The 23,786-nt window shown below is 60.3% G+C and carries 23 protein-coding genes and 1 other RNA gene; 4 read left to right on the top strand and 20 right to left on the bottom strand.

Annotation, left to right across the window (positions count from 1 at the left end; genetic code table 11):
• Window positions 1-6 precede the first annotated feature (6 nt).
• From EXR36_04845 to rsmI, 20 genes are all read right to left on the bottom strand, one after another.
• Window positions 7-918: a UDP-3-O-acyl-N-acetylglucosamine deacetylase gene (locus tag EXR36_04845; protein MSQ58972.1), complete on the bottom strand. Its 912-nt coding sequence runs from the start codon at window positions 916-918 to the stop codon at window positions 7-9.
• Window positions 919-1,001: 83 nt separating this feature from the next.
• Entirely contained in the window at window positions 1,002-2,159 is a 1,158-nt protein-coding gene (gene ftsZ, locus EXR36_04840; protein ID MSQ58971.1) for a cell division protein FtsZ, read from the bottom strand.
• Between the two features lie 50 nt (window positions 2,160-2,209).
• Window positions 2,210-3,517 carry a cell division protein FtsA gene (gene ftsA / locus EXR36_04835; GenBank protein MSQ58970.1) on the bottom strand — a complete coding sequence of 436 codons (1,308 nt, stop codon included), beginning with the start codon at window positions 3,515-3,517 and terminating at the stop codon, window positions 2,210-2,212.
• On the bottom strand, window positions 3,483-4,184 hold the full coding sequence (locus EXR36_04830; protein MSQ58969.1) for an FtsQ-type POTRA domain-containing protein: 702 nt from the start codon (window positions 4,182-4,184) through the stop codon (window positions 3,483-3,485). The genes ftsA and EXR36_04830 overlap by 35 nt, the downstream gene beginning before the upstream one ends.
• Window positions 4,174-5,091, bottom strand: a complete 918-nt coding sequence (locus tag EXR36_04825) for a D-alanine--D-alanine ligase (GenBank protein MSQ58968.1) — start codon at window positions 5,089-5,091, stop codon at window positions 4,174-4,176. The genes EXR36_04830 and EXR36_04825 overlap by 11 nt, the downstream gene beginning before the upstream one ends.
• A gap of 5 nt (window positions 5,092-5,096) precedes the next feature.
• On the bottom strand, window positions 5,097-6,020 hold the full coding sequence (murB, locus tag EXR36_04820) for a UDP-N-acetylmuramate dehydrogenase (protein ID MSQ58967.1): 924 nt from the start codon (window positions 6,018-6,020) through the stop codon (window positions 5,097-5,099).
• Window positions 6,017-7,438 carry a UDP-N-acetylmuramate--L-alanine ligase gene (locus tag EXR36_04815; GenBank protein MSQ58966.1) on the bottom strand — a complete coding sequence of 474 codons (1,422 nt, stop codon included), beginning with the start codon at window positions 7,436-7,438 and terminating at the stop codon, window positions 6,017-6,019. Before EXR36_04815 ends, murB begins: the two co-directional genes overlap by 4 nt.
• Complete coding sequence (murG, locus tag EXR36_04810) at window positions 7,435-8,496, bottom strand: undecaprenyldiphospho-muramoylpentapeptide beta-N-acetylglucosaminyltransferase (protein MSQ58965.1); 1,062 nt, start codon at window positions 8,494-8,496, stop codon at window positions 7,435-7,437. The genes EXR36_04815 and murG overlap by 4 nt, the downstream gene beginning before the upstream one ends.
• On the bottom strand, window positions 8,493-9,563 hold the full coding sequence (gene ftsW, locus EXR36_04805) for a putative lipid II flippase FtsW (protein MSQ58964.1): 1,071 nt from the start codon (window positions 9,561-9,563) through the stop codon (window positions 8,493-8,495). Before ftsW ends, murG begins: the two co-directional genes overlap by 4 nt.
• A gap of 89 nt (window positions 9,564-9,652) precedes the next feature.
• Window positions 9,653-11,020 carry a UDP-N-acetylmuramoyl-L-alanine--D-glutamate ligase gene (locus EXR36_04800; protein MSQ58963.1) on the bottom strand — a complete coding sequence of 456 codons (1,368 nt, stop codon included), beginning with the start codon at window positions 11,018-11,020 and terminating at the stop codon, window positions 9,653-9,655.
• On the bottom strand, window positions 11,017-12,102 hold the full coding sequence (locus tag EXR36_04795) for a phospho-N-acetylmuramoyl-pentapeptide-transferase (GenBank protein ID MSQ58962.1): 1,086 nt from the start codon (window positions 12,100-12,102) through the stop codon (window positions 11,017-11,019). The genes EXR36_04800 and EXR36_04795 overlap by 4 nt, the downstream gene beginning before the upstream one ends.
• On the bottom strand, window positions 12,102-13,481 hold the full coding sequence (gene murF / locus EXR36_04790) for a UDP-N-acetylmuramoyl-tripeptide--D-alanyl-D-alanine ligase (GenBank protein MSQ58961.1): 1,380 nt from the start codon (window positions 13,479-13,481) through the stop codon (window positions 12,102-12,104). Before murF ends, EXR36_04795 begins: the two co-directional genes overlap by 1 nt.
• The gene (locus EXR36_04785; GenBank protein MSQ58960.1) at window positions 13,474-14,928 is read right to left on the bottom strand and encodes a UDP-N-acetylmuramoyl-L-alanyl-D-glutamate--2,6-diaminopimelate ligase; all 1,455 of its coding nucleotides are present in this window, start codon (window positions 14,926-14,928) and stop codon (window positions 13,474-13,476) included. The genes murF and EXR36_04785 overlap by 8 nt, the downstream gene beginning before the upstream one ends.
• A complete protein-coding gene (locus EXR36_04780; GenBank protein ID MSQ58959.1) occupies window positions 14,928-16,655 on the bottom strand; it encodes a penicillin-binding protein 2 in 1,728 nt (575 codons plus the stop codon). Before EXR36_04780 ends, EXR36_04785 begins: the two co-directional genes overlap by 1 nt.
• Window positions 16,652-16,930: a cell division protein FtsL gene (gene ftsL / locus EXR36_04775; protein MSQ58958.1), complete on the bottom strand. Its 279-nt coding sequence runs from the start codon at window positions 16,928-16,930 to the stop codon at window positions 16,652-16,654. Before ftsL ends, EXR36_04780 begins: the two co-directional genes overlap by 4 nt.
• Window positions 16,927-17,856, bottom strand: a complete 930-nt coding sequence (gene rsmH, locus EXR36_04770; GenBank protein ID MSQ58957.1) for a 16S rRNA (cytosine(1402)-N(4))-methyltransferase RsmH — start codon at window positions 17,854-17,856, stop codon at window positions 16,927-16,929. The genes ftsL and rsmH overlap by 4 nt, the downstream gene beginning before the upstream one ends.
• Window positions 17,853-18,296 (bottom strand): transcriptional regulator MraZ, encoded by a 444-nt coding sequence (gene mraZ / locus EXR36_04765; protein MSQ58956.1) that lies wholly within the window; start codon window positions 18,294-18,296, stop codon window positions 17,853-17,855. Before mraZ ends, rsmH begins: the two co-directional genes overlap by 4 nt.
• A gap of 286 nt (window positions 18,297-18,582) precedes the next feature.
• Window positions 18,583-19,089: RNase P RNA component class A (rnpB, locus tag EXR36_04760), an RNA gene on the bottom strand.
• A gap of 34 nt (window positions 19,090-19,123) precedes the next feature.
• The gene (locus EXR36_04755) at window positions 19,124-20,158 is read right to left on the bottom strand and encodes a dihydroorotase (protein ID MSQ58955.1); all 1,035 of its coding nucleotides are present in this window, start codon (window positions 20,156-20,158) and stop codon (window positions 19,124-19,126) included.
• The gene (gene rsmI / locus EXR36_04750; protein ID MSQ58954.1) at window positions 20,151-21,008 is read right to left on the bottom strand and encodes a 16S rRNA (cytidine(1402)-2'-O)-methyltransferase; all 858 of its coding nucleotides are present in this window, start codon (window positions 21,006-21,008) and stop codon (window positions 20,151-20,153) included. The genes EXR36_04755 and rsmI overlap by 8 nt, the downstream gene beginning before the upstream one ends.
• Before the next feature lie 18 nt (window positions 21,009-21,026).
• On the opposite strand from rsmI, the gene EXR36_04745 reads away from it, so the two are divergent.
• The 4 genes from EXR36_04745 to EXR36_04730 all read left to right on the top strand — a co-directional run bounded on the left by EXR36_04745 (window position 21,027) and on the right by EXR36_04730 (window position 23,740).
• Window positions 21,027-22,115 carry a penicillin-binding protein activator gene (locus tag EXR36_04745; GenBank protein ID MSQ58953.1) on the top strand — a complete coding sequence of 363 codons (1,089 nt, stop codon included), beginning with the start codon at window positions 21,027-21,029 and terminating at the stop codon, window positions 22,113-22,115.
• Entirely contained in the window at window positions 22,112-22,450 is a 339-nt protein-coding gene (locus EXR36_04740) for a YraN family protein (GenBank protein ID MSQ58952.1), read from the top strand. The genes EXR36_04745 and EXR36_04740 overlap by 4 nt, the downstream gene beginning before the upstream one ends.
• 121 nt (window positions 22,451-22,571) lie before the next feature.
• Window positions 22,572-23,162, top strand: coding sequence for a phosphoheptose isomerase (locus tag EXR36_04735; protein ID MSQ58951.1), 591 nt, complete (start codon window positions 22,572-22,574; stop codon window positions 23,160-23,162).
• Complete coding sequence (locus EXR36_04730; protein ID MSQ58950.1) at window positions 23,162-23,740, top strand: BON domain-containing protein; 579 nt, start codon at window positions 23,162-23,164, stop codon at window positions 23,738-23,740. Before EXR36_04735 ends, EXR36_04730 begins: the two co-directional genes overlap by 1 nt.
• Window positions 23,741-23,786 lie beyond the last annotated feature (46 nt).

Genomic DNA, 23,786 nt, shown 5'->3' with positions numbered 1-23,786 from the left:
GATCAACTAGGCAAACTGGCTTTGCAGGGCCACGTAGGAGGGCGCTTGCTTGTCATCCTCGAAGCTTACGTACTCCCAGGCGGAACGAGTCTCCAACAGGGCTCGCAGCAGCTTATTGTTGAGGGCATGGCCAGACTTGTGGGCGCTAAATGCACCGATGATGGGATGCCCCAGGAGGTAGAGGTCCCCAATGGCATCCAAGACCTTGTGCTTGACGAACTCATCGTCGTAGCGCAGCCCATCCACATTTAGGATGCGGTAATCGTCCATGACCACGGCATTATCCAGGCTACCGCCCAAACCTAGACCTTGGGCGCGCATGGTCTCCACGTCCTGCATGAACCCAAAGGTCCGTGCCCTCGCGATATCTTTGATGTAGGAAGTCGTCGAGAAGTCAACGCAAATGCGCTGCTTGGACTGTTGGAACGCCGGATGGGAGAAGGCGATGCTGAACTCCATCTTGAAGCCTTCATAGGGGTCTAACCGCACCCACTTGTCGCCGTCTTTGACTTCCACGCGCCGCAGAACGCGGATAAATTTCTTGGGCGCCGGTTGTTCCTCGATTCCCGCCGATTGAATCAGAAAAATGAAAGGTCCCGCGCTCCCATCCATGATGGGAACCTCCGCCGCCGTCAGATCCACGTAGGCATTATCGATCCCCAAGCCAGACATGGCGGACATCAAATGCTCTATGGTCGCGACCTTCACCCCCGAGGACTCGATGCAGGTGGACAATCGCGTGTCACCCACGCGATAAGCCTCGGCGCGCAAATCCGCCGGGTTAGGCAGATCCACGCGCCTGAAGACGATTCCCGAATCGGCCGCCGCGGGCCTTAGCGTCATGAGCACCTTGGCGCCGCTGTGCAGCCCCACGCCGGTCGCTTTCACCACGTTCTTGAACGTACGCTGCTTGATCATCGCGTTCGAGGTTCCTCTAGCAGTACTTCGCCGCTTTTCGCGGCGACATGAATTCGTCTCCCGGCGGAGACGTAATTCCCTGGTCAGTCCGCCTGTCTTCGCAAAAACGCGGGAATATCCAAAACGTCCACGCCGGATTGGCGCATGGCATTAACTGCCGCTTGCCGTTCGTTACGCCGCCGAATTAGGGCAGGTGCATCAGGCTCGTGGAAATCCGCGACCTCGATGAGTGCGTTATCGGTACCGGTTTTTACCACAGCCAGCGGTTTGCTCTGAAGCCGGCCAACGGCGCCACCTAAACCCGTGGCGACCATGGTGACCCGCAGCTTGTCCTCCATGGATTCGTCGATCACCGTGCCAACGATCACCGTTGCGTCCTCGGCCGTGAAACCCCGAATGGCGCTCATCACGTCGTGCACTTCCTTCATCTTCAGACTCATGTTCGCGGTGATGTTCACCAGCACGCCCCTGGCGCCCGAAAGATTGACGTCTTCTAGCAATGGACTTGCCACCGCTTGCTGGGCGGCCGCGCGCGCTCGTTCCGCGCCCCACGCGGTGCTCGATCCCATCATGGCCATCCCCATTTCCGACATCACGGTGCGCACGTCGGCGAAGTCCACGTTCACCAAGCCTGGGCAGTTGATCACTTCCGCTATGCCGGCCACGGCTCCGTGGAGCACGCTGTTAGCGGCCCTGAATGCATCGAGCATGCTAATGTCTTCCCCCAGAACCTGCATGAGCTTTTCGTTCGGGATGATGATCAAGGAATCCACGTGGCGCTGAAGCTCCTCCAGTCCTTCGTTGGCCAAGCGCTGGCGCTTGCCCTCGAAGGCAAAGGGCTTGGTTACGACCGCTACCGTCAGAATGCCCAGCTCGCGCGCGGCCTCGGCTACCACGGGCGCGGCCCCGGTTCCTGTACCCCCGCCCATGCCTGCGGTCAGAAATAGCATGTCCGCGCCTTCGATCAATTCGATGATGCGCTCGCGGTCCTCCATGGCCGCGGCCCGGCCGATTTCCGGGTTGGCGCCCGCGCCTAGGCCCTTTGTGACCTCTCGGCCCAGTTGTAGCAATGTCTTGGCTTTGTTGCGCTTGAGCGCCTGCGCGTCAGTGTTCGCGCAAATGAATTCGACCCCTTGTACCCCAGCTTCGATCATATGGTCCACGGCATTCCCGCCGCAGCCTCCAACACCAATCACCTTGATCAACGCCTCTTGAGGCTCCGAATCCAACAATTCAAACATGCCAGTCTCCTTTCGTGGTTAGAAACAACGCTGCTGCGATTAAGATGCCCTTAAAAATTTCCTTGAAACCAAGTCCGCATCCGGTCAAAGACGTGCCGGAAGGATGCGGCGTGCATGCGTACCAACTGCTGCCGCCTGTGCTGCGCAAGCCCGGATAGCAATAAACCCACGACCGTCGAATAGCGCGGATTGCGCACCACCTCGGCCAGTCCGCCCTGGTAATTGGGCCGCGCCATGCGCACCGGCATGTGGAATATTTCCTCGCCCAGCTCGACCATGCCCTGCATGGCGGCGCTTCCGCCCGTCAACACGATTCCCGAGGAAAGCAGTTCCTCGAAACCGCTGCGGCGCAATTCGGCTTGCACCAGGGAGTAGAGTTCCTCCACGCGCGGTTCGATCACCTCGGCCAAAGTCTGGCGTGACAGTTGGCGTGAACCACGGTCGCCCACGCTGGGCACTTCGACCATTTCCCCCGAATTGGCCATCTCGCGCAGGGCGCAACCATGGCGCTGCTTGATTTCTTCCGCCTCCTTGGTAGGCGTGCGCAAGGCCATGGCGATGTCGCTGGTGATTTGATCGCCGGCGATGGGAATCACCGCCGTGTGCCGGATGGCGCCCTGGGTAAACACCGCGATGTCGGTCGTGCCCCCGCCGATGTCCACTAGGCAAACACCTAGATCTTTTTCGTCTTCCGACAGTACCGCCATGGCGGAGGCCAGCGGTTGGAGGATCAAGTCCTCGACCTCGAGACCGCAGCGGCGCACGCACTTCATGATGTTCTGCGCCGCGGCTACCGCGCCGGTAACGATGTGCACCTTCACCTCCAAGCGCACGCCAGCCATCCCCAGGGGTTCGCGGACATCCTCCTGCCCGTCGATGATGAATTCCTGGGTGAGGATATGGAGAATCTGATGGTCCGTGGGAATGTTGACGGCCTTGGCCGTTTCCACCACACGGTCCACGTCGAACTGCGAAACCTCGCGCTCCTTGATAGCCACCATGCCGTGAGAATTGAAACTCTTGATGTGGCTTCCCGCGATGCCGGTGTAGACCTCTTTGATCTTGCAATCGGCCATCAGCTCGGCTTCCTCCAGCGCTCGCTGAATCGCCGTGACCGTGGACTCGATGTTGACCACAACCCCTTTTTTTAGGCCGCGCGAATGACTCACGCCGAATCCGATGACGTCATAGCCCCCGTCATCCTTGATCTGCGCCACCATCGCCACTACCTTGGAGGTGCCGACATCCAACCCAACGATGAGATTCTTGCCTTCCTTCACCGTGCTTGCACCTGCATTAAGATTTTCCCAATCACGCTTGTCTCTAGGTCTTATTGCGGAGTTGCACGGCGAATCCATTCTGATAGCGCAAGTCCGCTCGCTTCGGCGGCACCTTTAAATTCGCAAGCGCCAGGGCGTAAGCCGGCACAAAGCGAACAAGCCGCGCCTGGTAGTCTTCTCGCCCTAGCTCCAACACCATGCCGTCGTCCAGGGTCAATGTCCATGCGCGCCGCTCGCTTAACTTGATTTCCTGGACTCGCCGCGAAAGGGGCTTGAGGACCTCGTTGAACTCGTGGAACCGCTGAGTGATCTCGGCGGAGGTGCCCTCCGGGCCGGAGAACACCGGAAGTTCGCGGTCGCTTGCCGCCTCGTAGATTTCTCCGAAGGAATTCACCAGCGCGCGCGCCCCCCAGCGCGCCAGCACGTCGTGCTCCTCGATGTAGACATCGAGGAGGTCCGGCCATACCCTGCGCACCGTGGCGGAGCGCACCCAAGGCAGGAGCAAGAACGAATCTCGCAGCCGCCCGAGATCGAAGGTAAAGAAATTCCCTCTGAAGTTCGAATGAAGTAGCGCGCCAACTTGTTCTTGCGATGTGTGGATTACTCCGCCTTGTATTTGCACTTCCCGCAATGGGAAGACCGGTAAGCGCACCACGAAGATGACGAGAGCACACAACGAGAGCAGCACAAATAAAAGCCGCAAAAGGCTCGAAACGCGATTTAATTTTTGGGGGTCATCCCACATGCGCCAGTTCCAGGATTCGCAGGACCAATTCGCCAAAGGGAATGTCCACGGCCTTCGCCGCCATGGGCACCAAACTGTGCCCGGTCATGCCCGGCGAAGTGTTGATTTCCAACAGCGCGTAGCTGCCATCGGCACGCAAGATCAGATCGGCTCGCCCCCATCCCCGGCAATCCAGCACACGGGCAGATCGCATGACCGTTTCTTGGATTTCTTTCTCCTGCTTCGGAGGCAGTCCGCTTGGGCAATGGTAACGGGTCTCGTCGCTGAAATATTTGTTGTGGTAATCGTAGTTGCCCTGCGGCGCCTCGATGCGAACGAGAGGCAAGGCGCGCTCGCCCAAGAAGGCGGCGGTCAGTTCGGTGCCTTCGACGAACTCCTCGGCGAGCACCAATGGATCATGGCGGGCGGCCCCACGATAGGCTTCTTCCAATTGATCCGCGCCGGTCACCTTGGTCAGGCCTATGGTGGAACCTTCGCGCGCCGGCTTCACGATGAGGGGTAGGCCGAGCTTTTTCGCCACGGCGTTCCAGTCGCTCTTCGGATACAGCACTTCCCAGCTCGGCGTCGGCAACCCGGCGGCCACCCACACCATCTTGGTTCGTACTTTATCCATGCACAAGGCGGAGGCCATGACGCCGCTTCCCGTGTAGAGAATTCCCAATAATTCGAGAGCACCTTGCACGGTGCCATCTTCGCCGTAGCGGCCATGCAGCGCGATGAAAACTCGCTCGAATTTCTCGGCCTTCAGTTCGTGCAGCCCGCGCTGGGCGGGATCGAAGGCATGGGCATCCACGCCCGCGCTTTTCAAGGCCGACAGCACTGCATTGCCAGACAACAGGGAGATTTCCCGCTCCGCGGATTTTCCGCCAAAGAGCACCGCTACCTTGCCAAAGTCACTGGCCCTCATGGACGTCATGCCATCTCTCCGATGATTCTCACTTCGCGCTCCAGTTCCACACCGTATCTAGCCTTCACCGTTTCGCGCACCTCTTCGATTAGTGTTTCGATATCGGCGGCGCTGGCGCGATCCACGTTGACGATGAAGTTGGCGTGCTTTCGCGAAACCTGGGCGCCCCCGCCGCGCCGTCCTTTCAATCCGCAAGATTCGATCAAACTGGCGGCGTAATCTCCAGGCGGATTGCGAAACACCGACCCGGCATTGGGCAACTCCAAGGGCTGCGAGGCGATACGGCGCTGCAATAGCTCCTTCATGCGGGCGCGCGAACGCTGCCCGCTACCCTTGGCGATCCGCAGCCATGCCGCGATGAACCATTCCTCGGTGGCAAAGCGCGGGACAACGCTTCGGTAACCGATCTGGAAATCCTCGCGCGTCCGTACTCTCAGCTCGCCGTCGCGGCCCAAAGCCAGCACGCGCTCCACCACGTCCCAGGTTTCCGCGCCATAACAACCCGCATTCATGGCGAGAGCACCGCCAAAGGTACCCGGAATACCCGCGAGAAATTCCGCGCCCTCGAAGTCGTGCAAGGCGGCATAGCGCGCCACCTTGGGGCTCGCCACGCCGGCTTGCGTGTGTATGAGCGCGGAATCTTGCGCATCGAGCGCGAGTTCGCGCAATGCCCAATGGGTGAAGACAACTGTCCCGCGCAGCCCGCCGTCACGCACCAGAAGGTTGCTGCCCAAGCCCACGAAGTACACGGGTTCATCGCGCGGAATGGTGCGAATGAAACGCTGCAAATCGCCAAGATCCTTGGCCAAGTAAGCGCGATCCGCCGCTCCTCCCGCGCGCCAGCTGGTATGGCGGTGCATGGGTTCGCGCAGGCGGAAATCGCCGGCCAATCCGTGTGCCGATATTTGTTCGATTTCCGCCATGTTCATGCAGCCTCCCGCGTCATGGGTTTGGCCAGTAGACCTGGCACGGCGCCGATGGATCCCGCGCCCATGATGACCACCACATCGCCCGGCTGGGCGGCTGAGGTGATGGCGCCGGGAAGTTCGCTCACATGTTCCACGAATACCGGTTCGACCTTCCCCGCCACGCGCAGCGCACGCGCCAGTGCGCGGCTATCGGCCGCCACGATCGGCGCCTCTCCTGCCGCGTAGACTTCGGCCAGCAACAGCGCATCGGCTGTCGAAAGGACCTTCACGAAATCCTCGAAACAGTCCCGGGTGCGCGTGTAACGATGGGGTTGAAAGGCCAGCAACAACCGGCGGCCCGGAAAAGCGCCGCGGGCCGCGGCCAAGGTTGCGGCCATTTCCACCGGATGATGGCCGTAATCGTCGACCAAGGTGTAGTGCCCTCCACCCGGCAGCGCGATCTCGCCGTAGCGCTGGAAGCGCCGGCCCACGCCCTTGAACTCCGCCAGGGCCTTCGCGATCTTGTCCGCCGAAACGCCCAATTCCACGCCGACGGCGATGGCCGCCAGGGCATTTTGCACGTTGTGCACCCCGGGCAAGTTAAGGGTAACGGGGAAGCGCTGTTCGACGGGAGCTTCCGGCCGGTCGGAGCGTATCTCCACGTTGAAGTGCATGCACAATCCGCGGGCCTCGATATTGATCGCGCGCACTTGCGCGTGTTCGCTCAAACCGTAAGTCACCATGGGTTTGGCAATGAGCGGAACCAGGCTACGCACATTTGCATCATCCAAGCACAGGACTGCCACGCCATAGAATGGCAGGCGCTGGATGAATTCTAGAAAAGCTTGGCGCAGGCGGCTGAAATCATGGCCATAGGTTTCCATATGATCGGCATCGATATTGGTCACCACGGACAAGGCAGGCTGAAGATAGAGGAAAGAGGCATCGGATTCGTCCGCCTCCACCACGATGAATTCTCCGGTGCCCAGCCGCGCGTGGGCACCGGCCGCCTCCAGCCTTCCGCCGATAACGAAGGTGGGATCCAAGCCACCTTCGGCCAGCACGCTCGCGATCAAGCTGGTGGTGGTGGTCTTGCCATGGGTGCCCGCCACTGCCACACCCTGCTTCAAGCGCATGAGTTCCGCAAGCATCAACGCACGCGGCACCACGGGAATTCGGTGCGCGCGCGCGGCGCTCACTTCTGGATTATCGTTTTTTACCGCTGACGACACCACGATCGCGTCCGCGCCTTCGATATGGGCGATGTCATGGCCGCGGTACACGTGGGCACCCATTTTTCGCAAGCGCTCGGTGGCGGTGTTCTCTCCAAGATCCGAACCGCTGATCCGGTAACCCAAGTTGAGCAGCACCTCCGCGATGCCGCTCATGCCGGCCCCCCCGATTCCCACGAAATGAACATGCTTGACCTTGTGCTTCATGCAGCCAACGCCTCGCATACTTGCGCCACGTCTTGGGTCGCTTGCGGGCGCGCCAATTCGCGCGCGCGATTCGCCATGCCAAGCAGCTTCTCACGGCTAAAACTCATCAGCAGATCGGCCAGCTTCCTGGGCGCCAGTTCAGGCTGCGGCACCAATATCGCGGCACCCGCTTGCTCCAGGAAACGCGCATTGTGGGTCTGGTGATCGTCCACCGCATGAGGAAACGGGACGAGGACGCTGGCTACTCCGGCGGCGGCCAATTCGGCACAAGTCAGAGCGCCCGCCCGGCAGATAACCAAATCGCAGCCGCCATAAGCCTTCGCCATGTCCGCGATGAAGTCCACGGCCTCGCCGTGAACCTGCGCGCGGCTGTAGGCTGCGCGCAATTCGTCAATATGCTTCTTCCCCGCCTGGTGAACCACCTCTGGGCGCTGCGCCGGCGCGATCATGGACAATGACCGCGGCACCACGTCATTGAGAGCTTGGGCGCCGAGACTGCCGCCTACCACCAGGATGCGCAACGGTCCTTGGCGTTGCCTGTAACGCTGCTCCGGCGCCGGCAGCGATTGAATTTCGGCGCGCACCGGATTGCCGGTCCATTGCGAGTTCTTCAATACGCCGGGAAACCCGCTCAACACACGATCGGCGACATGCGCGAGTGTGCGGTTGGCCAGTCCCGCGATGGAGTTCTGTTCGTGAATCACCAATGGCCGGTTGAGGAACGAGGCCATCATTGCGCCAGGGAAGGAAACGTAACCGCCCATGCCCAGCACCACGTTGGGACGAACCCGGAGTATCGCCTTCGCGCACTGCCAGAATGCAATCAATAAATTCAACGGCAATAGCGCGAAACTCGCGAAGCCTTTGCCGCGCAATCCGGAAAAACGCACACACGCCATTTCATAACCATGCTGCGGGACGAGCGTTGCCTCCATGCCGGTCCTGGCACCTAGCCATACCACTCGCCAGCCTTTGTCTCGCAAGTGGCTGGCCACGGCCAGGGCGGGAAACACATGACCGCCCGTGCCTCCCGCCATGATGAGGAGGGTCCGGCTCATGAGGAACGGCCTCGCATGAGCTGGCGGTTCTCGTAATCCACGCGCAGTACGAGGGCCAGGGCGCAGCAATTGGCGGCCAACCCGCTCCCGCCGAAACTCAAGAAGGGCAGCGTCAATCCCTTGGTGGGCAGCACGCCCAAATTCACGCCCATGTTGATGATGGCTTGCACCCCCAGCCAAATGGCGGTGCCTTGCGCTACCAAGGCCGAAAAATAGCGTTCGAGTTGCGCCGCTTGCGAGCCGATGGCGAAGGCCCGCCACACCATGGCGGCGAACAGTGCGACCACCACCAGCACACCCACGAAGCCCAGTTCTTCTCCGATCACCGCCAGCAGAAAATCCGTGTGTGCCTCGGGCAAATAAAACAGTTTCTCCACGCTCGCGCCCAAACCCACCCCCAACCACTCGCCGCGTCCAAAGGCGATGAGTGCATGGCTCAATTGGTATCCCTTTCCAAAGTAATCCTTGAAGGGATCCCAGAAGCCCACCATGCGCTGCAAGCGGTAGGGCGATGTCAGGGCCACGACGAATAGGCCAGCCACCAAGAACACGGAGAGCGAGGCGAACAAGCGCCAGTTCATGCCCCCCAAAAACAATATGCCCATGGCAATGGAAGCGATGACAGCCAGGGCGCCGAAGTCCGGTTGCAATAACAAGAGTACGCCCACGGCGAACATCACCGAAAACATCGGCAAAAAACCTCTTCTCAAACTGTGCATCCACGCCGCCTTGCGCACGGTGTAATCGGCGGCATAGAGCACCACGAATAATTTCATCAATTCAGAAGGCTGTAGATTGATCACGCCCAAGGGCAACCACCGCCTACTGCCATTGACCTCCTTGCCGATGAAAGGCACCAGCACCACCACCAGGAGCATGCCGGCGAAGACGAAGAGATAGGGTGCTGCCTTTTGCCAGTAGCGCATCGGCATTTGAAACACCATGTAGGCCGCCAAGGCCCCGATGGCGGCGAAGAAAGTTTGCCGAATCAAATAAAATTGCGGGTGATATCCGGTGCCGCGCGCGGCTTCGGCGATGGCGATGGAGGCGGAGTAGACCATCACCATGCCAATGCCCAGCAGCAGAATCGCGGTCCACAACAGGCCCTCGTCTATCACGCCTTGGTCATTGCGGAAGAAGCGCCGGAATATATTCGTCACCGCGCCTCCAAGCGGCGCACCGCTTCGGCGAAGACCTGCGCCCGGTGCTCATAGTTGCGAAACATATCGAAGCTGGCGCAGGCCGGGGAAAGCAATACGGCGTCGCCTTCACGCGCGGCTTCGAATGCCACCGCGACTGCTTCTTCCATGGTAAGGGCACGCATGAGCGGAACGCCGCTGCCTTGAAGCGCCGATTCGATACGTGCGGCATCGCGCCCGATCAACACGACCGCGCGCGCGCGGTCGCGTACTGGCTTCTGCAGTGGCGAGAATTCCTGGCCCTTGCCATCTCCTCCGGCGATGAGCACCGTAGGCTGGGTAAATCCTGACAGCGCGGCCACCGTGGCGCCGACGTTGGTCCCCTTGGAGTCATCGAAGAAACTCACCCCTTTGACTTCCGCGATCTTTTGGACGCGATGGGGCAGGCCCTTGAATTGGCGCAAGGTGGCAAGCAAGGGTTCGTAGGGAATTCCGATGCCGCGGCACAGAGCGAGCGCGGCCAGTGCATTGGCGGCATTGTGCATGCCGGCGAGCCCCATGCCGCTCACTGGAAACAGGCGCCGCTCTCCCTCCGCCAGCCAGGCAGCGGATTGGTCCGTGTAAATCCCCAACTCTCCTGGGCCGCGAGGAGTATCCAATCCGAAACTAAAAATTTGCCGGCCAGGTTGCGCCATGCTCGCGCAGAGGGGATCTTGGCGGTTGATGACTTGCACGCCGGTTCCGCGGAATACTCGCTCCTTGGCGGCGGCGTAATCCGCCATGCCGTCGTAACGGTCCATGTGGTCCTCGCTCACATTGAGGCAGGTGGCCGCGGCGGCGTTCAAGGAGGCCGTCGTCTCCAGTTGGAAGCTGGAAAGTTCCAGCACGAAAACTCCGGGCGTGGAAGTTCGCGCTTGCGCCAAGGCATCGAGCACCGGGATCCCAATGTTGCCCGCGACGACGGTGTTAAGTCCCGCGTTACGGCACATGGCGCCCGCTAATTCCGTGACCGTGCTCTTGCCGTTGGAGCCGGTAATGGCGAGCACCGGCGCGGGTGCCATGGCAGGTTGCGCCCGCGCGAAAAACTCCACATCTCCCACCACGGTAACACCCGCCGCCGAGGACTTGCGCACGAGGGGCTCGGACACGGGCACTCCCGGACTCACGGCCAGCAAATCCACGCCCTCGAAAGACGGCGGCGAAAAGGGTCCGCATGCCAGGCTCACGTCCGGATATTGCGCCCGAAGATGTTCCGCGCTGGGAGGGTTCGGCCGCGTATCGGCCACGCGCACGTGCGCTCCGGCTGCCTTGAGCCAGCGCACCATGGACATTCCAGTCATCCCCAGTCCCAAAACCAAGGTCTGTTTCCCCGCCAATTCCATCAACGCAATTTCAGTGTCGAGAGCCCAACCAGCACTAGCATCATGGAAATAATCCAGAAGCGAACCACCACCTGATTTTCCTTCCAGCCCTTGAGTTCGTAGTGGTGGTGAATGGGCGCCATTCGGAACATTCGTTTACCCGTCAGCTTGAAGGACGCCACTTGCAACATCACCGATATTGTCTCGGCGACGAATACTCCGCCCATGATGAAGAGCACGATTTCCTGGCGAACGATCACCGCGATGGCACCCAGGCCAGCACCCAAGGCCAGCGCGCCCACGTCGCCCATGAATACTTCCGCCGGATAAGCGTTGAACCATAGAAAGCCAAGCCCCGCGCCGGCGATGCCCGCGCATATGATTGTGAGCTCGCCCGCGCCCGGGATGTATGGAAATCCCAGGTACTTGGAGAACACGGCGTTGCCCGCCACGTAGGCGAATACGCCCAGTGCGCTTCCCACCATCACCGTGGGCAAGATGGCGAGGCCGTCCAGACCGTCGGTGAGGTTGACTGCGTTGCTCGTCCCCACGATGACGAAATAAGTCATGACGATGAAACCCACCACGCCCAGCGGATAGGCCACCTGCTTGAAGAAAGGCACGATGAACTCCGTTTGCGCCGGCAAATTGGCACTGAACGCGATGAAGGCCGCCGCCGTGAATCCCACCATCGATTGCCAGAAGAGTTTGGAGCGCGCGGGCATCCCTTTCGGATTGCGATGCACGACCTTCTTATAATCATCCACCCAGCCGATGGCGCCGAAGCCCAGTATCACGACCAGCACCACCCACACGAATCGGTTGCTCAGGTCCGCCCACAGCAGCGTCGTAATGCCGATGGAGACCAAGATGAGCGCCCCCCCCATCGTCGGCGTACCTGCCTTCGCCAAGTGCGTTTGCGGGCCATCGTCACGCACCGACTGTCCGATCTTGTAGGCGGTGAGCTTGCGAATCATGGCGGGGCCCACGAAGAAGGAAATCAGCAACGCCGTCATCGTGGCCAACACCGCGCGCAAGGTAATGTACTGAAACACGTTGAATGCGCGCACGTCCTGCCCCATCCACTGCGCTAGCCATAGCAACATTAGCCGTGCCCTCCCGCGCCGGGCACTGTGTCCTCGCCCAGAGCCTCGACCACTCTTTCCATACGCATGAAGCGAGAACCTTTCACCAGTACCGTCGTAGTAGATGTGAGACCGGCGCGCACTGCCGCCACGAGATCGCCCAACTCGAGAAAATGGCGCGCACCCTGGCCGTAGGCCTCGCTTGCGTGCGCGCTCGCCTCTCCCAAGGTGTACATGCGATCGAGCCCCGCCGATTTGGCGGCCTTCCCTACTTCTCTGTGCAAGGGCAGCGAGAGCGCACCCAATTCACCGAGATCTCCCAGGACCAACACACGCTCGCCTTTGCACTGGACGAGTACGTCAATGGCCGCCTTCACCGAATCGGGGTTGGCGTTATAAGTGTCGTCGATGATCGCGGCGCCCAATGCCCCGCGCTTGCTCTGCAAGCGTCCCTTGACTCCTTGAACCCCCGCGAGACCAGAGCACACTGCCTCGGCGGGTATCTGAAGCGCGTGCGCCGCGGCCACGGCCGCCAGCGCGTTCATGGCATTGTGCCGGCCCGGAGCGGGCACCTCCACGGGAAAATTGCGCTCGCCCATGCTGGCCTGCATTCGAACGGCCGGGGATAAAGCGCTCACCTTCGCCGTGACGATGGCCTTGGCATCCAACGCGAAATCCACCACGCGCCGGGCGCCGAGCAGACCGCGCCAGTACGGGGCGAAGTCATCGTCTGAATTGACGATGGCCACCCCGTCCTTATCCAGACCTTCGAATATCTCCCCCTTGGCTTGCGCGATGGCTTGCCTTGATCCTAGCTCGCCGATGTGGGCAGTACCGGCATTATTGATGAGGGCCACACCCGGCCGCGCGAGCCCGGTGAGATAAGCGATTTCGCCCAAATGATTCATCCCCATCTCGATCACCGCGTAGCGATGCCGCGGGCGCAGGCGCAAAAGCATCAGAGGCATGCCGATGTCGTTGTTGCGATTTCCCGTCGTGGCCAGCACGGCGTCCTCGCCCGCGTGGGCACGCAGGATGGCCGCGATCATTTCCTTGACGGTTGTCTTGCCGTTGCTCCCGGTCACCCCTACGAGCGTCCCTTGCCATCGCGCGCGCCAGTGGGCGGCCAAGCGGCCCAGAGCCAAGCGCGTATCGGCCACGACGATGAGGGGACGCGCTTCGATTTGCGCCGCACCTCGCGCATCGGCTAGGGCGCCCGCCGCGCCACTGTCCAACGCACCGGCTACGAAGGTGTGTCCGTCGAAACGCTCGCCACGAATTGCGACCAGCAGATCGCCCGCGTTCATCTGGCGGCTATCGGTCGTCACGCCGCCGAAGCGCGCGTTCTCGCCGAGCAACTGGCCGTTCAATGCAGCAGCAGCTTCCTTGAGATCAAGCATGGTGCCGCCGCAAAAAATCTCTCGCCACCTCTACGTCGGCGAACGGCAGGCGCGCGCCACGAATTTCTTGGTGGGTTTCGTGCCCCTTGCCAGCGAGCAGGACGATATCGTTGGGCCGGGCTTCCTCGATGGCGCGATGAATCGCGGCGGCCCGGTCGGCTTCCACCCGGTAATTTCCATGGGCGCCGGCGATAATGTTCTCGATGATTTTCAGGGGCTCCTCGTCGCGGGGATTATCGCTGGTCACCACGGCGAGATCCGCCAAGCGCGTGGCGATCTCACCCATGAGAGGCCGCTTACCCGCATCGCGATTTCCGCCGCAGCCAAACACGCAGATCAAGCGAGCGCCGGCAGGTTTTATGTCCGCCAAGGTCTGAAGCACTTTCTCCAGCGCATCGGGGGTGTGGGCATAGTCCACCACCACCAGGGGACCTTGGCTCTCTCGAACTATCTGCAAGCGCCCTGGCACCGCCTGCATGGCTGACAATGTTCTTGTTGCATCGGCAAGACCGGCCCCCGCGGCCAGCAACATCCCGAGAACCCCTAGCAGGTTGCTGGCATTGAAGCCGCCGAGCAATTGGCTTTCGATTTCGCTCTTGCCCCAGGGTGTTTCGATTTCCAGGCGCAAGCCGCGGCTGGACAAGTCCAATCGGTGGCCAGATATCTCTCCCCTGCCAATGCCGTAACCCATCACCTCCAACGCGCCGCGATTCAAGCGGGCGGCGAGGTTCGCGCCAAATTCATCGTCCAAGTTCACCACCGCGTGTTTGAGCGTGGGCCAGGCAAAGAGCCTTGCCTTGGCGGCGCCATAACGCTCCATGCTGCCGTGATAGTCCAAATGATCGCGTGTGAGATTGGTGAAGAGCGCCGCGCTGAATTGCACACCGTCCACCCGGCCTTGGTCCAGGCCATGCGAGGATACTTCCATGGCGACACTCGTGGCCCCGTGGCTACGATAATCCGCCAGTAACTGGTGCAAGGTAACGACATCTGGAGTGGTATGGGAAGCTGGCGACAGCTCGCCCGGAAATCCATTTCCCAAGGTGCCAATCACGGCGGTGCGCCGGCCCAATTGCGTGAGGACATGCGCCAGCCATTGGCTGCAGGATGTCTTGCCGTTGGTTCCGGTCACGCCAGCCACCCACATTTGCCGCGAAGGATGAGAATAGGCCTGCGACACTAACTCACCCAGCACGTTGCGCAAGCCGCGCACAGGCAGATTGGGAACGCGCCATTCCTCGCGCCACCGAAATCCCTCCTGCTCCCAAATCACCGCCGCGGCGCCCGCGGCGATCACCCCTGGAATATCCATCCTCGGATCATGGCGCGCGCCTGGCAGCGCCACGAACACGTCGCCCGCGCGCACCCGCCGGCTATCGGACACCATGCGCGTGAGATCCGCCCCCAACGCCGCGAGTGCTCCGGGTGAAACGGTGGCATGCGCCATCACGCTTTTTTCCTTGGCAACGCCGCTTGCACACCCAACCCAGGTGCGAGCAATTCGTCCGGAGCCACTCCCAAGGCGCGCAGGGCCGCGCCCATCACTTCGCTAAAAACGGGGGCCGCGACCTGCCCGCCGTAGTAGACTTGGCCACCGGGTTCATCGATCATCACCGCCACGATCAAGCGCGGATCCGACACTGGCGCCAGCCCCACGAAGGAAGCCACGTAACGGCGGGCCGAATAGCCTTTGTTCTCGATTTTGTGGGCGGTCCCGGTCTTGCCCGCGGCGCGGTAACCCGCCACGCGCGCGAGCACCGCCGTCCCATCGGCGCTCACCACGGATTCCATCATCCGCCGTACCATGCCCGCGGTGTGCGCGGAAATGACTTGCCGGCCCGCGACGGCTTCGTCATGGCGTAGCAAATGCAAGGATTGCAACTGGCCGCCGGTCGCGAACAGAGTGTAGGCTCGCGCCAATTGCATGAGACTCACGGAAATTCCGTGCCCAAAGGAAATGGTCGCATGCTGGATGGGTTTCCAGCTCTTATGGGGCCATAGCAAACCGCCTGCTTCTCCGGGAAAACCACTTCCCGGCGAAGTGCCGAACCCGGCACCGGATAACACGCCCCAGAGCTTCTCCGCTGGAAATCCAAAGGCGATCTTGGCGATGCCGACGTTGGAGGACTTCTGGATAACCTCGGAAACCGTGAGTAAGCCTTCCGGGTGCGCGTCGTGTATTTGGCGGTTTCCCACTTGCAGTACACCATGGCCTGTTTCCACCAGGGTCTCCGGCTCGACACTGCCCGCCTCCAGGGCGGCCGCGACGGTGAATGGCTTGAGCGTGGAACCGGGTTCGAATAAATCCGTAACCGCGCGATTGCGCGTTCGGTCGCGGTCGAGTTTTTCGCGGTTGTTGGGATTGAAGGTGGGCACGTTGGCCAGCGCGAGCACCTCACCTGTTTTCACGTCGAGCACGACGATGGCCCCGGCCTTGGCCTTGTGCTTGGACACGGCGGCGCGTAGTTCGCGGTAGGCCAGGTACTGTAACTTGCTGTCAATGCTCAGGGTAAGGTCGCGGCCGTTACGCGGCGGGCGTAATTTTTCCACGTCCTCGACGATGCGCCCCTTGCGGTCGCGGATGACATGCCGGCTTCCCGGCTCGCCCTTTAGCCAGTCTTGGTACGCCAGTTCCATGCCCTCCTGGCCCCGGTCATCCACATCGCTGATACCGAGCAACTGCGCACTCACCTCGCCCGCCGGATAAAAGCGGTTGTACTCTCGTTTCAAGAACACGCCAGGCAAATTCATGCGCACCACTTCAGCCGCGGTCTCCGGAGGCAAGCGGCGCTTGAGATAAACGAATTCGCGGTCCTGCGTGGCAAGGCGCTTGCCGATTTCCCGATTATCCATGCCAAGCAGCTTGGCCAGTTGGCGCTGCTGGGCTTCGTCCATATTCACATCGGAGGGGCTCACGAAGACCGACTCCGCCGGAGCGCTCACGGCAAGCGGCTCGCCGTGGCGGTCGGTGATGATTCCGCGGTGGGCAGGCAAGGTGATCACCCGGGTGTAGGCACTAGCTCCTTTTTGCTGCAACCACTCGTCCTGCATGATCTGAAGATAGAAGGCTCGCCCGCAAAGCCCCGCGAAAGCCAGCATAATTCCACACACCACGAAGCGCGCCCGGCCCACGGGCAGTTTCAAGCGTAAGGCGGGATTGGCGGTGGGCTTCATCGCGTAGCGCCCCGCGGCAAGTAAAGCATCTGCACATGCTGCGTAGCAGGTGTAGCCATGCGCAAGCGAGAAGCCGCCACCTTCTCGATATGCGAATGCATGCTGAATGTGCTTTGCTCGATCTGCAACTGCCCCCACTCCACCTCGATTTGCTTGGCGGTCTGCTGTTCCCTTTCCAAATCGGCGTAGAGCTTTCGGGCTTGGTGTTGCGAGGTCACCAAACCCGCGGCACTTGCGAGAAGGATAACCAGCAGCACCGCCGTGGCCTTGGTCATTGCGCGATCCTTTCGGCCACGCGCATTACCGCGCTGCGAGATCTCACGTTACGTGCAACCTCGGCCATTGAGGGGCGGATCGCCCGGCTCAGCGTTCGCATTCTGGGCTGAGGTAACTCGCCGGCGCGAAGGGGCAAGCGGTCGGGAATGCCCGCGGGTTTGGATTCTTGCTGGAAGAAACGCTTAACGATCCGGTCTTCCAGGGAATGGAAGCTTATCGCCACCATGCGTCCTCCAATCCGCAAACGCCCCAGCGCTTGGGCTAGACCTCTCGATAACTCCTCAAGCTCTTGATTGATGAAAATCCGAAGAGCTTGGAATGTACGCGTCGCCGGGTCCTGCCCTGGCTCGCGCGATGGGACAGCGGACGCCACGATCTGGGCAAGCTCCCGGGTGGAAAGGATGGGTCCCCGCGACCTAGCCGCAACAATCGCTCTTGCAATCTTCCCAGCAAACCGTTCCTCGCCATATTCCTTGATTACCTCGTGCAGTTGGGATTCCGAAACCGTTGACAACCATTCCGACACCGTGGCCCCTTGCGTGGTATCCATGCGCATGTCAAGGGGCCCATCGAGCCGAAAACTCATTCCGCGCTCCGCGTTGCTCAATTGAGGAGATGACACGCCCAGATCGAATAGGACGCCATCGATGTCTTTAACCCCGGCCGCCGCCAGGGCCGCATCAAGGCCGCCAAAAGATGAATGGATGAGCGTCAATCGAGCGTCTGTCATGGCTGCCCCAGATTCGATGGCGTCCGGGTCGCGATCCAGGGCGATGAGCCTTCCAGAGTTACCCAACCGCGACAGAATCGCCAGGCTATGGCCCCCGCGCCCGAATGTGCAATCGAGATAGATCCCCGAGGGTGCAATGGCCAGCGCTTCAATGGCCTCGGCGAGCAATACGGGTTCGTGAACATCGGCCCTCACAAAGAAATATCGAACTGCGGACCCAGACCGCCCTGTTGCCAGGAAATCGCCTCATCCATTCGGGCTTTCCACTTTTCGCTGTCCCAAAGGGTAAATTTTTTTCCTCGCCCGACGAGGGAAACATCCTTGGCCAACCCAACGAACTCCCTCAATTCTGGGGGCACGAGAATCCGCCCGGCGCTATCCAATTCGAGTTCGCGTGCATTGCCGATCAGCAAGTCCTGAAGTGCCTCAACTTGTGGATTGGTGGAAGGAAGGCTGTTCACCCGCTCCTCGATGACGAGCCATTCTGGTTCCGGATAGAGCAGAATGCAGGAGCGCGATGCAGCAGTCGCCCATAAACGGCCGCCCGCCTGCGCCGCGAGAACGTCGCGGCTCTTGGATGGAATGGCCAGCCGGCCCTTACTATCCAACGTTAGCCGGGTGACGCCCCTGAACACACTTTTTCCTTTTTTGGTTAGCCATCAATCCAATTGCCTTCCATTGCGCCCAAAATCCCCACAAAAACCCACCTAACCCCACTTAGCGCCACTATAAGAGAAAAATATGCCTGGGGTCAACCAACCTTTTCGTTTTTAGGACAAGCGCTTAGCATAAAGTTATACTGCTATGCAGCATAACTTTATATATATTCACAAATCAATCGCTTGTGCAGATTTTCTCAAGTGAATTATAGGAATATATCCTTCGGCCCGAACGGGCGGGATCAATCCAGGGGGGAGAAGAATGCGAAGACGGCCTATAAGCCGGGTTCTGTTCGGGAGAGGACCCCCGTGACAGTCATTCCTCTAGGCCACAAGTTACCCGGTGGCTCAAGCGACCTACCCGAGAGCGGCGCGAGCCACGCCGTTGCTCTCCTATTTGGTCTTGCTCCGAATGGGGTTTGCCATGCCGCCGCCGTTACCGGCGGCGCGGTGGGCTCTTACCCGCAGCTAGCTTGCGCCAGCCGCCGCGCACATTACGGTGTCGCGCGCCATTGCACCCTTACCGGCACGCACCGGAAACGCGCTTGGGCGGTATGTTTTCTGTTGCACCGTAAGTGAACCAATCTGCCGCAGCGAAGCGCTTTCGCGCCCGTTCCGGTGTTTTCCGGCAGTTGGGACAGCCTACGGTCCCTATGGAGGGACTTTCCATCGTCTTTCGACGTCCGGCCGTTAGCCGGCATTCCGCTCTATGGAGCCCGGACTTTCCTCCCCGCAGCCTAAACCGCGCGGCGACTGTCCAGCCGACTTCGCACGCCGATCCTAACACCCTTGTGAGTAGTCTCCTAACAAAGACTCCATCCAACCGTTTCCCCGGCTCGAAAAGGTACTAATCGATTGGCTCCATAGCCGATCTCCCGGGGCACCGGCCAGCGGTTTCGTGAAAGCGAAATCTGCTCGCGATTGCGCTCAAGGCCGTAGAAATCGGGGCCGTTGAAACTTGCGAAAGCCTCCAGATTTTCGATGGCTCCCGCTCCATCGAAAACTTCGGCATATAGCTCGATGCCCGCATGGGCCGTATAAAGCCCCGCGCAACCGCAATCGTTTTCCTTGGTATGCCTCGCGTGGGGCGCGCTATCGGTTCCCAAAAAGAACTTCTTTCCCCCGGATGTCGCGGCGCTCACCAAGGCAATCCGGTGCTTTTCACGCTTGAGGATAGGTAGGCAATAGGCATGAGGCCGGATTCCACCCTGAAAAAGAGCGTTTCGGTTCATGAGCAGGTGATGGGCGGTAATAGTCGCCGCGACGGTAGCGGGCGCTTGCCTGACAAATGCAACCGCCTCTTCCGTGGTGACATGCTCCAGCACCATTTTCAGCCGGGGAAACCTTAGGACCAAGCCTGCCAGCGTTTCTTCCAAGAAAACTCTTTCGCGGTCGAACACATCGACATGGGCAGCGGTCACCTCGCCATGGATCAGCAAGGGCATGCCTACTTCGCTCATGGTTTCCAGGGCGCCACGGCACTTCTCGGCCTGTGTCACGCCAGAATCCGAGTTGGTCGTGGCACCCGCGGGATAGAGCTTGGCGCCAAACACGATCCCGCTGGCGTGTGCCCGGCGAATCTCTTCGGGTTGGGTGTTGTCAGTGAGGTACAAGGTCATGAGCGGCTGGAAGAATGCCCCTCTAGGCAACGCAGCGAGAATGCGCTCGCGATACGCCTGGGCCATTTGCGTCGTAGTGACGGGCGGCTTAAGGTTGGGCATCACGATAGCCCGGCCAAAGCGTTTGGCCGTGTCCGGCAGCACCGCTCGCATGTGTTCGCCGTCGCGCAGGTGCAGATGCCAATCATCGGGTCTTGTCAGGGTGATATGGTCAATCATTGGAGTTCTCGTTTGTAATACCCTTTAATTTCAATGCCAAGCCATAGAGTTCGTTGCGTTTACCCCCCGTGATGTCCGCCGCCAAGCGCACCGCGTCTTTCGTTGGTAGCTTTTCGCACAGCAGGGCCAGCACACGCTCGGGCGAAACGGCGCGGGGGGCGCTCTGCTCTTGCCCGCCCTCCACTATCAGGACGAACTCACCGCGCCGGTGATCTTCATGCTCATCCAACCAGGCAAGAATCTCCGGCAACGGCGCGAAATTGCTCTCCTCGAACTTCTTGGTGAGCTCCCGGAATACCGCGCACTGCCGGGAAGCTCCGTAGCATTCGGCCATGTCGCGTATCGTTTCCACGATTCTATGGGGCGACTCGTAGAACACCAGCTTATAGGGAAATTTCTTGAGTCCTTCCAGCACCTGCACCCTTGCACGCCTTTGGCTCGGTAAGAAACCGTGGAACAAAAACTGCGTACCCTCCCATCCCAGAACGGACAAAGCGCAGATCGCCGCCGACGGGCCAGGAACCGGCCACACTTTCACCCCGGCCGAGCGCGCCTTGCCAACAAAGACAGCGCCTGGGTCGCTCACCCCTGGCGTCCCAGCATCCGTAACGAGCGCCACGGATTTGCCTTCCTGCATCATAGTCACGAGGCGCGCGGCTTCGCGGGCCTCGTTGTGTTCACGCAAAGAGACAATCTTTGCGCTTAGTCCGTAGTGCGATAGAAGATGTCGCGTCACCCGAGTGTCCTCGGCGGCGATAAGATCAACGGCGGACAAGACATCCAAGGCCCTCAAGGTGATGTCCCGCAGGTTACCTATCGGCGTAGCGAGTACATATAATCCAGCCTCAATGCTATCGAGAGAACTGCTATGCAACACGTATTTAAGCTCTTACGAAAGATCAATTCCTCACTATACGTGGCTGCGCTTGCGCTCGCCATTCCCAATGCGGGGGCGCAGCAGACAGACGAAGCCTCCCAGAACCATGTGGCGGTAATCCTCCCCCTTAAATCGGAGGCTCTCGGCCGACAAGCAGACGCCGTTCGCCAAGGTGTCCTGCAAGCGGCGGCGGCCAATAAACAAGGCCTACCCGTGATCGTCCACGCCACCAGTGACGACGCCAAGGAGATCCAGGCTGCCTATGAGCGCGCGACCAACGAGGGCGCCCGTGCCGTCATAGGGCCACTGTCCCGTAGTGCAGTGACCGCCCTTGCCGTGGGCGGGCAGATCAAGGTCCCTACCCTAGCGCTTAACACTCCCGAGGGCGATCTCATCATGCCCCGTCATTTTTATGTTTTTGGACTCCAGGTAGATACGGAGGCGCGGCAACTGGCCCGTGTAGCTGCCAAGAAAGGACTCAAGCGTGCATTCATCGTTACGGCGGAGACCCCCGTATCCAGCCGGATCGCGCAAGCCTTCAAGGAGGAATGGCAAGCCCGCGGGGGCAGCGTAGCCGAGGAATTCGCCTATAACGCCGATCCAGCCGTGCTGTCCAAACTAAAAGAGAGGCCACAAGCCACCAACGCCGACATCGTGCTCCTCGCACTGGATTCCAGCCGCGCCAAGATTGCGCGCCCCTATATCGGTGGCGCCATACCTGTGTTCGCCACATCCCTGGCCTACAACAGCAACGATCCCCTGGAAAACTTCGAGCTCGATGGCGTGATGTTCCTGGATATGCCCTGGTTACTCTTGCCCGATCACGCAGCCGCGGTAACTTACAGCCGTGCACTTCCATTCGCCTCGCTCGAAATCCAGCGTTTCTTCGCCCTGGGAATAGATGCCTACCGAATCGTGCAGGAACTCATCAATCCGTTTCTCAAGATTGACGAAGAACCCCTCGATGGCGTCACTGGCCTCATCTTACGCGGTGAGAACCAGCGCTTCGTCAGAGAACTCACTCCCGCCGATTTCCACAACGGCATCGCACGCGCGCTGGCCGACACCGCCTACCGATGATTTCGGCGGGTTCTGGCGCGGAGGATGAGGCTCTCGCATTCCTCCGCGGCAAGGGCCTGCGGCTTCTGGAACGTAACTACCGCTGCCGGTTTGGCGAAATCGACCTCATCATGAACGAGGGCACTACCCTCGTGTTCGTGGAGGTTCGCATGCGAAAGAACGCCAGCTTTGGCGGCGCCGCGGAAAGCATCACGGTGCGCAAGCAAAAACGAATCATTGCCGCGGCACGCCACTACCTATCACAGTCCCAAGTACTACCCAGATGCCGTTTCGACGCCATGCTCCTAGGCCCAAACAACTCCGTGGACTGGATTCGCGACGCCTTCGGCGAATAGACTCGTAGCCCCTTTGGTCAAAGCCGGGTTTGCGCCCGTGACGACCCATCAAATAAATACTCGCGCGAGACATCCTGGCTGTTGTGCAATAATTCCGCCGGCATATACAGCCAAATCCTGCATGGACCTCGTCAAGCGAATCGGTAAACATTTCTTGGAGAGCGCACAGCTCAAGACACAATCCGCCAAGGTCCTTCCGGAGGCGCTCAACCAAGCCGCGCAACGGCTTGTCCAGTGCCTGATGAATGAAGGGAAGATTCTCGTATGTGGCAACGGTGGCTCTGCTGGCGACGCACAGCATTTCGCCGCGGAACTGGTCAACCGCTTTGAAATCGAGCGCCCTCCCCTGGCCGCCATCGCTCTCACGACGGACAGTTCCGTTCTTACTTCCATCGCCAACGATTACCAGTACGACCAAGTGTTCTCCAAGCAGGTTCGCGCGCTGGGACACCATGGGGATATTCTGCTGGCCATCTCCACAAGCGGGAATTCGCGCAGCATCATCGAAGCGATGCTCGCCGCCCACGAACGCCAGATGACAGTCATAGGACTCACGGGCCGAAGCGGCGGCATGATGGCGGAACTGTTCGCGGAACCCGACATCCATATCTGCGTGCCGCATGAGAGCACGGCGCGCATACAGGAAGTGCATATCCTATGTTTGCATTGCCTGTGCGATGCCGTCGATTGCATATTAATGGGAGTTGAGTAATGACATATGTTCAGCGTTGGATTTTGACCAGTTTTCTCGCGCTTGCGCCCGCCTTGGCGGGGTGTGTTCCCGTGATTTTGGCCGGTGGTGCCACGGCGGGTTACATGTTCGCCGAGGATAGGCGCACCAGTGGCGTGTACGTCGAGGACCAGGGAATCGAGTTCAAGACGAGCAGCCGCATCCTGGACCGCTACGGCGACCAAGTTCACGTCAACGCCACCAGTTTCAATCGCGTCGTCCTCCTGACTGGGGAAGTTCCCAGCGAAGAGGTCAAGTCGGCCCTGGCGGACATAGTCAAAGGTATCGAAAACGTTCGCAGCGTGCAGAATGAAACCGCCGTGGCGGGCGCCAGCGCCATGAGCGCTCGGGCTAACGACACTTACACGACCAGCAAGGTTAAGAGCCGCTTGGTGGTGACGAAAGACCTCTCGGCAACACACATAAAAGTCGTGACGGAAAACAACGTCGTGTACTTGATGGGATTGGTCACCCATCGCGAAGCCGACATGGCCTCGGAAATCGCACGCGGGACATCCGGCGTACTGAAAGTAGTGCGAGTCTTCGAGTACGTCGACTAAGGTCTTGGCCAGGGATAAACTAATGGCCGTGCGATTCGCCTTCCTC

This window comes from Betaproteobacteria bacterium, assembly GCA_009693245.1.
In the GTDB taxonomy this organism is placed as follows: domain Bacteria; phylum Pseudomonadota; class Gammaproteobacteria; order Burkholderiales; family SHXO01; genus SHXO01.
Note: the sequence above shows the minus strand (reverse complement) of the source record. Positions and strands in the feature narration are given on the sequence as shown.

Coding starts and splice junctions, on each gene's coding strand:
- ftsA (MSQ58970.1), bottom strand. CDS start 3,517: ATGGATTCGCCGTGCAACTCCGCAATAAGACCTAGAGACAAGCGTGAT.
- ftsW (MSQ58964.1), bottom strand. CDS start 9,563: ATGGTGATGGTCTACTCCGCCTCCATCGCCATCGCCGAAGCCGCGCGC.
- murF (MSQ58961.1), bottom strand. CDS start 13,481: ATGCTTGATCTCAAGGAAGCTGCTGCTGCATTGAACGGCCAGTTGCTC.
- ftsL (MSQ58958.1), bottom strand. CDS start 16,930: ATGACCAAGGCCACGGCGGTGCTGCTGGTTATCCTTCTCGCAAGTGCC.
- EXR36_04740 (MSQ58952.1), top strand. CDS start 22,112: ATGATTTCGGCGGGTTCTGGCGCGGAGGATGAGGCTCTCGCATTCCTC.
- EXR36_04845 (MSQ58972.1), bottom strand. CDS start 918: ATGATCAAGCAGCGTACGTTCAAGAACGTGGTGAAAGCGACCGGCGTG.
- EXR36_04780 (MSQ58959.1), bottom strand. CDS start 16,655: ATGAAGCCCACCGCCAATCCCGCCTTACGCTTGAAACTGCCCGTGGGC.
- EXR36_04830 (MSQ58969.1), bottom strand. CDS start 4,184: ATGTGGGATGACCCCCAAAAATTAAATCGCGTTTCGAGCCTTTTGCGG.
- EXR36_04795 (MSQ58962.1), bottom strand. CDS start 12,102: ATGTTGCTATGGCTAGCGCAGTGGATGGGGCAGGACGTGCGCGCATTC.
- murB (MSQ58967.1), bottom strand. CDS start 6,020: ATGAACATGGCGGAAATCGAACAAATATCGGCACACGGATTGGCCGGC.
- EXR36_04815 (MSQ58966.1), bottom strand. CDS start 7,438: ATGAAGCACAAGGTCAAGCATGTTCATTTCGTGGGAATCGGGGGGGCC.
- ftsZ (MSQ58971.1), bottom strand. CDS start 2,159: ATGTTTGAATTGTTGGATTCGGAGCCTCAAGAGGCGTTGATCAAGGTG.
- EXR36_04730 (MSQ58950.1), top strand. CDS start 23,162: ATGACATATGTTCAGCGTTGGATTTTGACCAGTTTTCTCGCGCTTGCG.
- EXR36_04735 (MSQ58951.1), top strand. CDS start 22,572: ATGGACCTCGTCAAGCGAATCGGTAAACATTTCTTGGAGAGCGCACAG.
- EXR36_04825 (MSQ58968.1), bottom strand. CDS start 5,091: ATGAGGGCCAGTGACTTTGGCAAGGTAGCGGTGCTCTTTGGCGGAAAA.
- EXR36_04755 (MSQ58955.1), bottom strand. CDS start 20,158: ATGATTGACCATATCACCCTGACAAGACCCGATGATTGGCATCTGCAC.
- EXR36_04745 (MSQ58953.1), top strand. CDS start 21,027: ATGCAACACGTATTTAAGCTCTTACGAAAGATCAATTCCTCACTATAC.
- murG (MSQ58965.1), bottom strand. CDS start 8,496: ATGAGCCGGACCCTCCTCATCATGGCGGGAGGCACGGGCGGTCATGTG.
- EXR36_04785 (MSQ58960.1), bottom strand. CDS start 14,928: ATGGCGCATGCCACCGTTTCACCCGGAGCACTCGCGGCGTTGGGGGCG.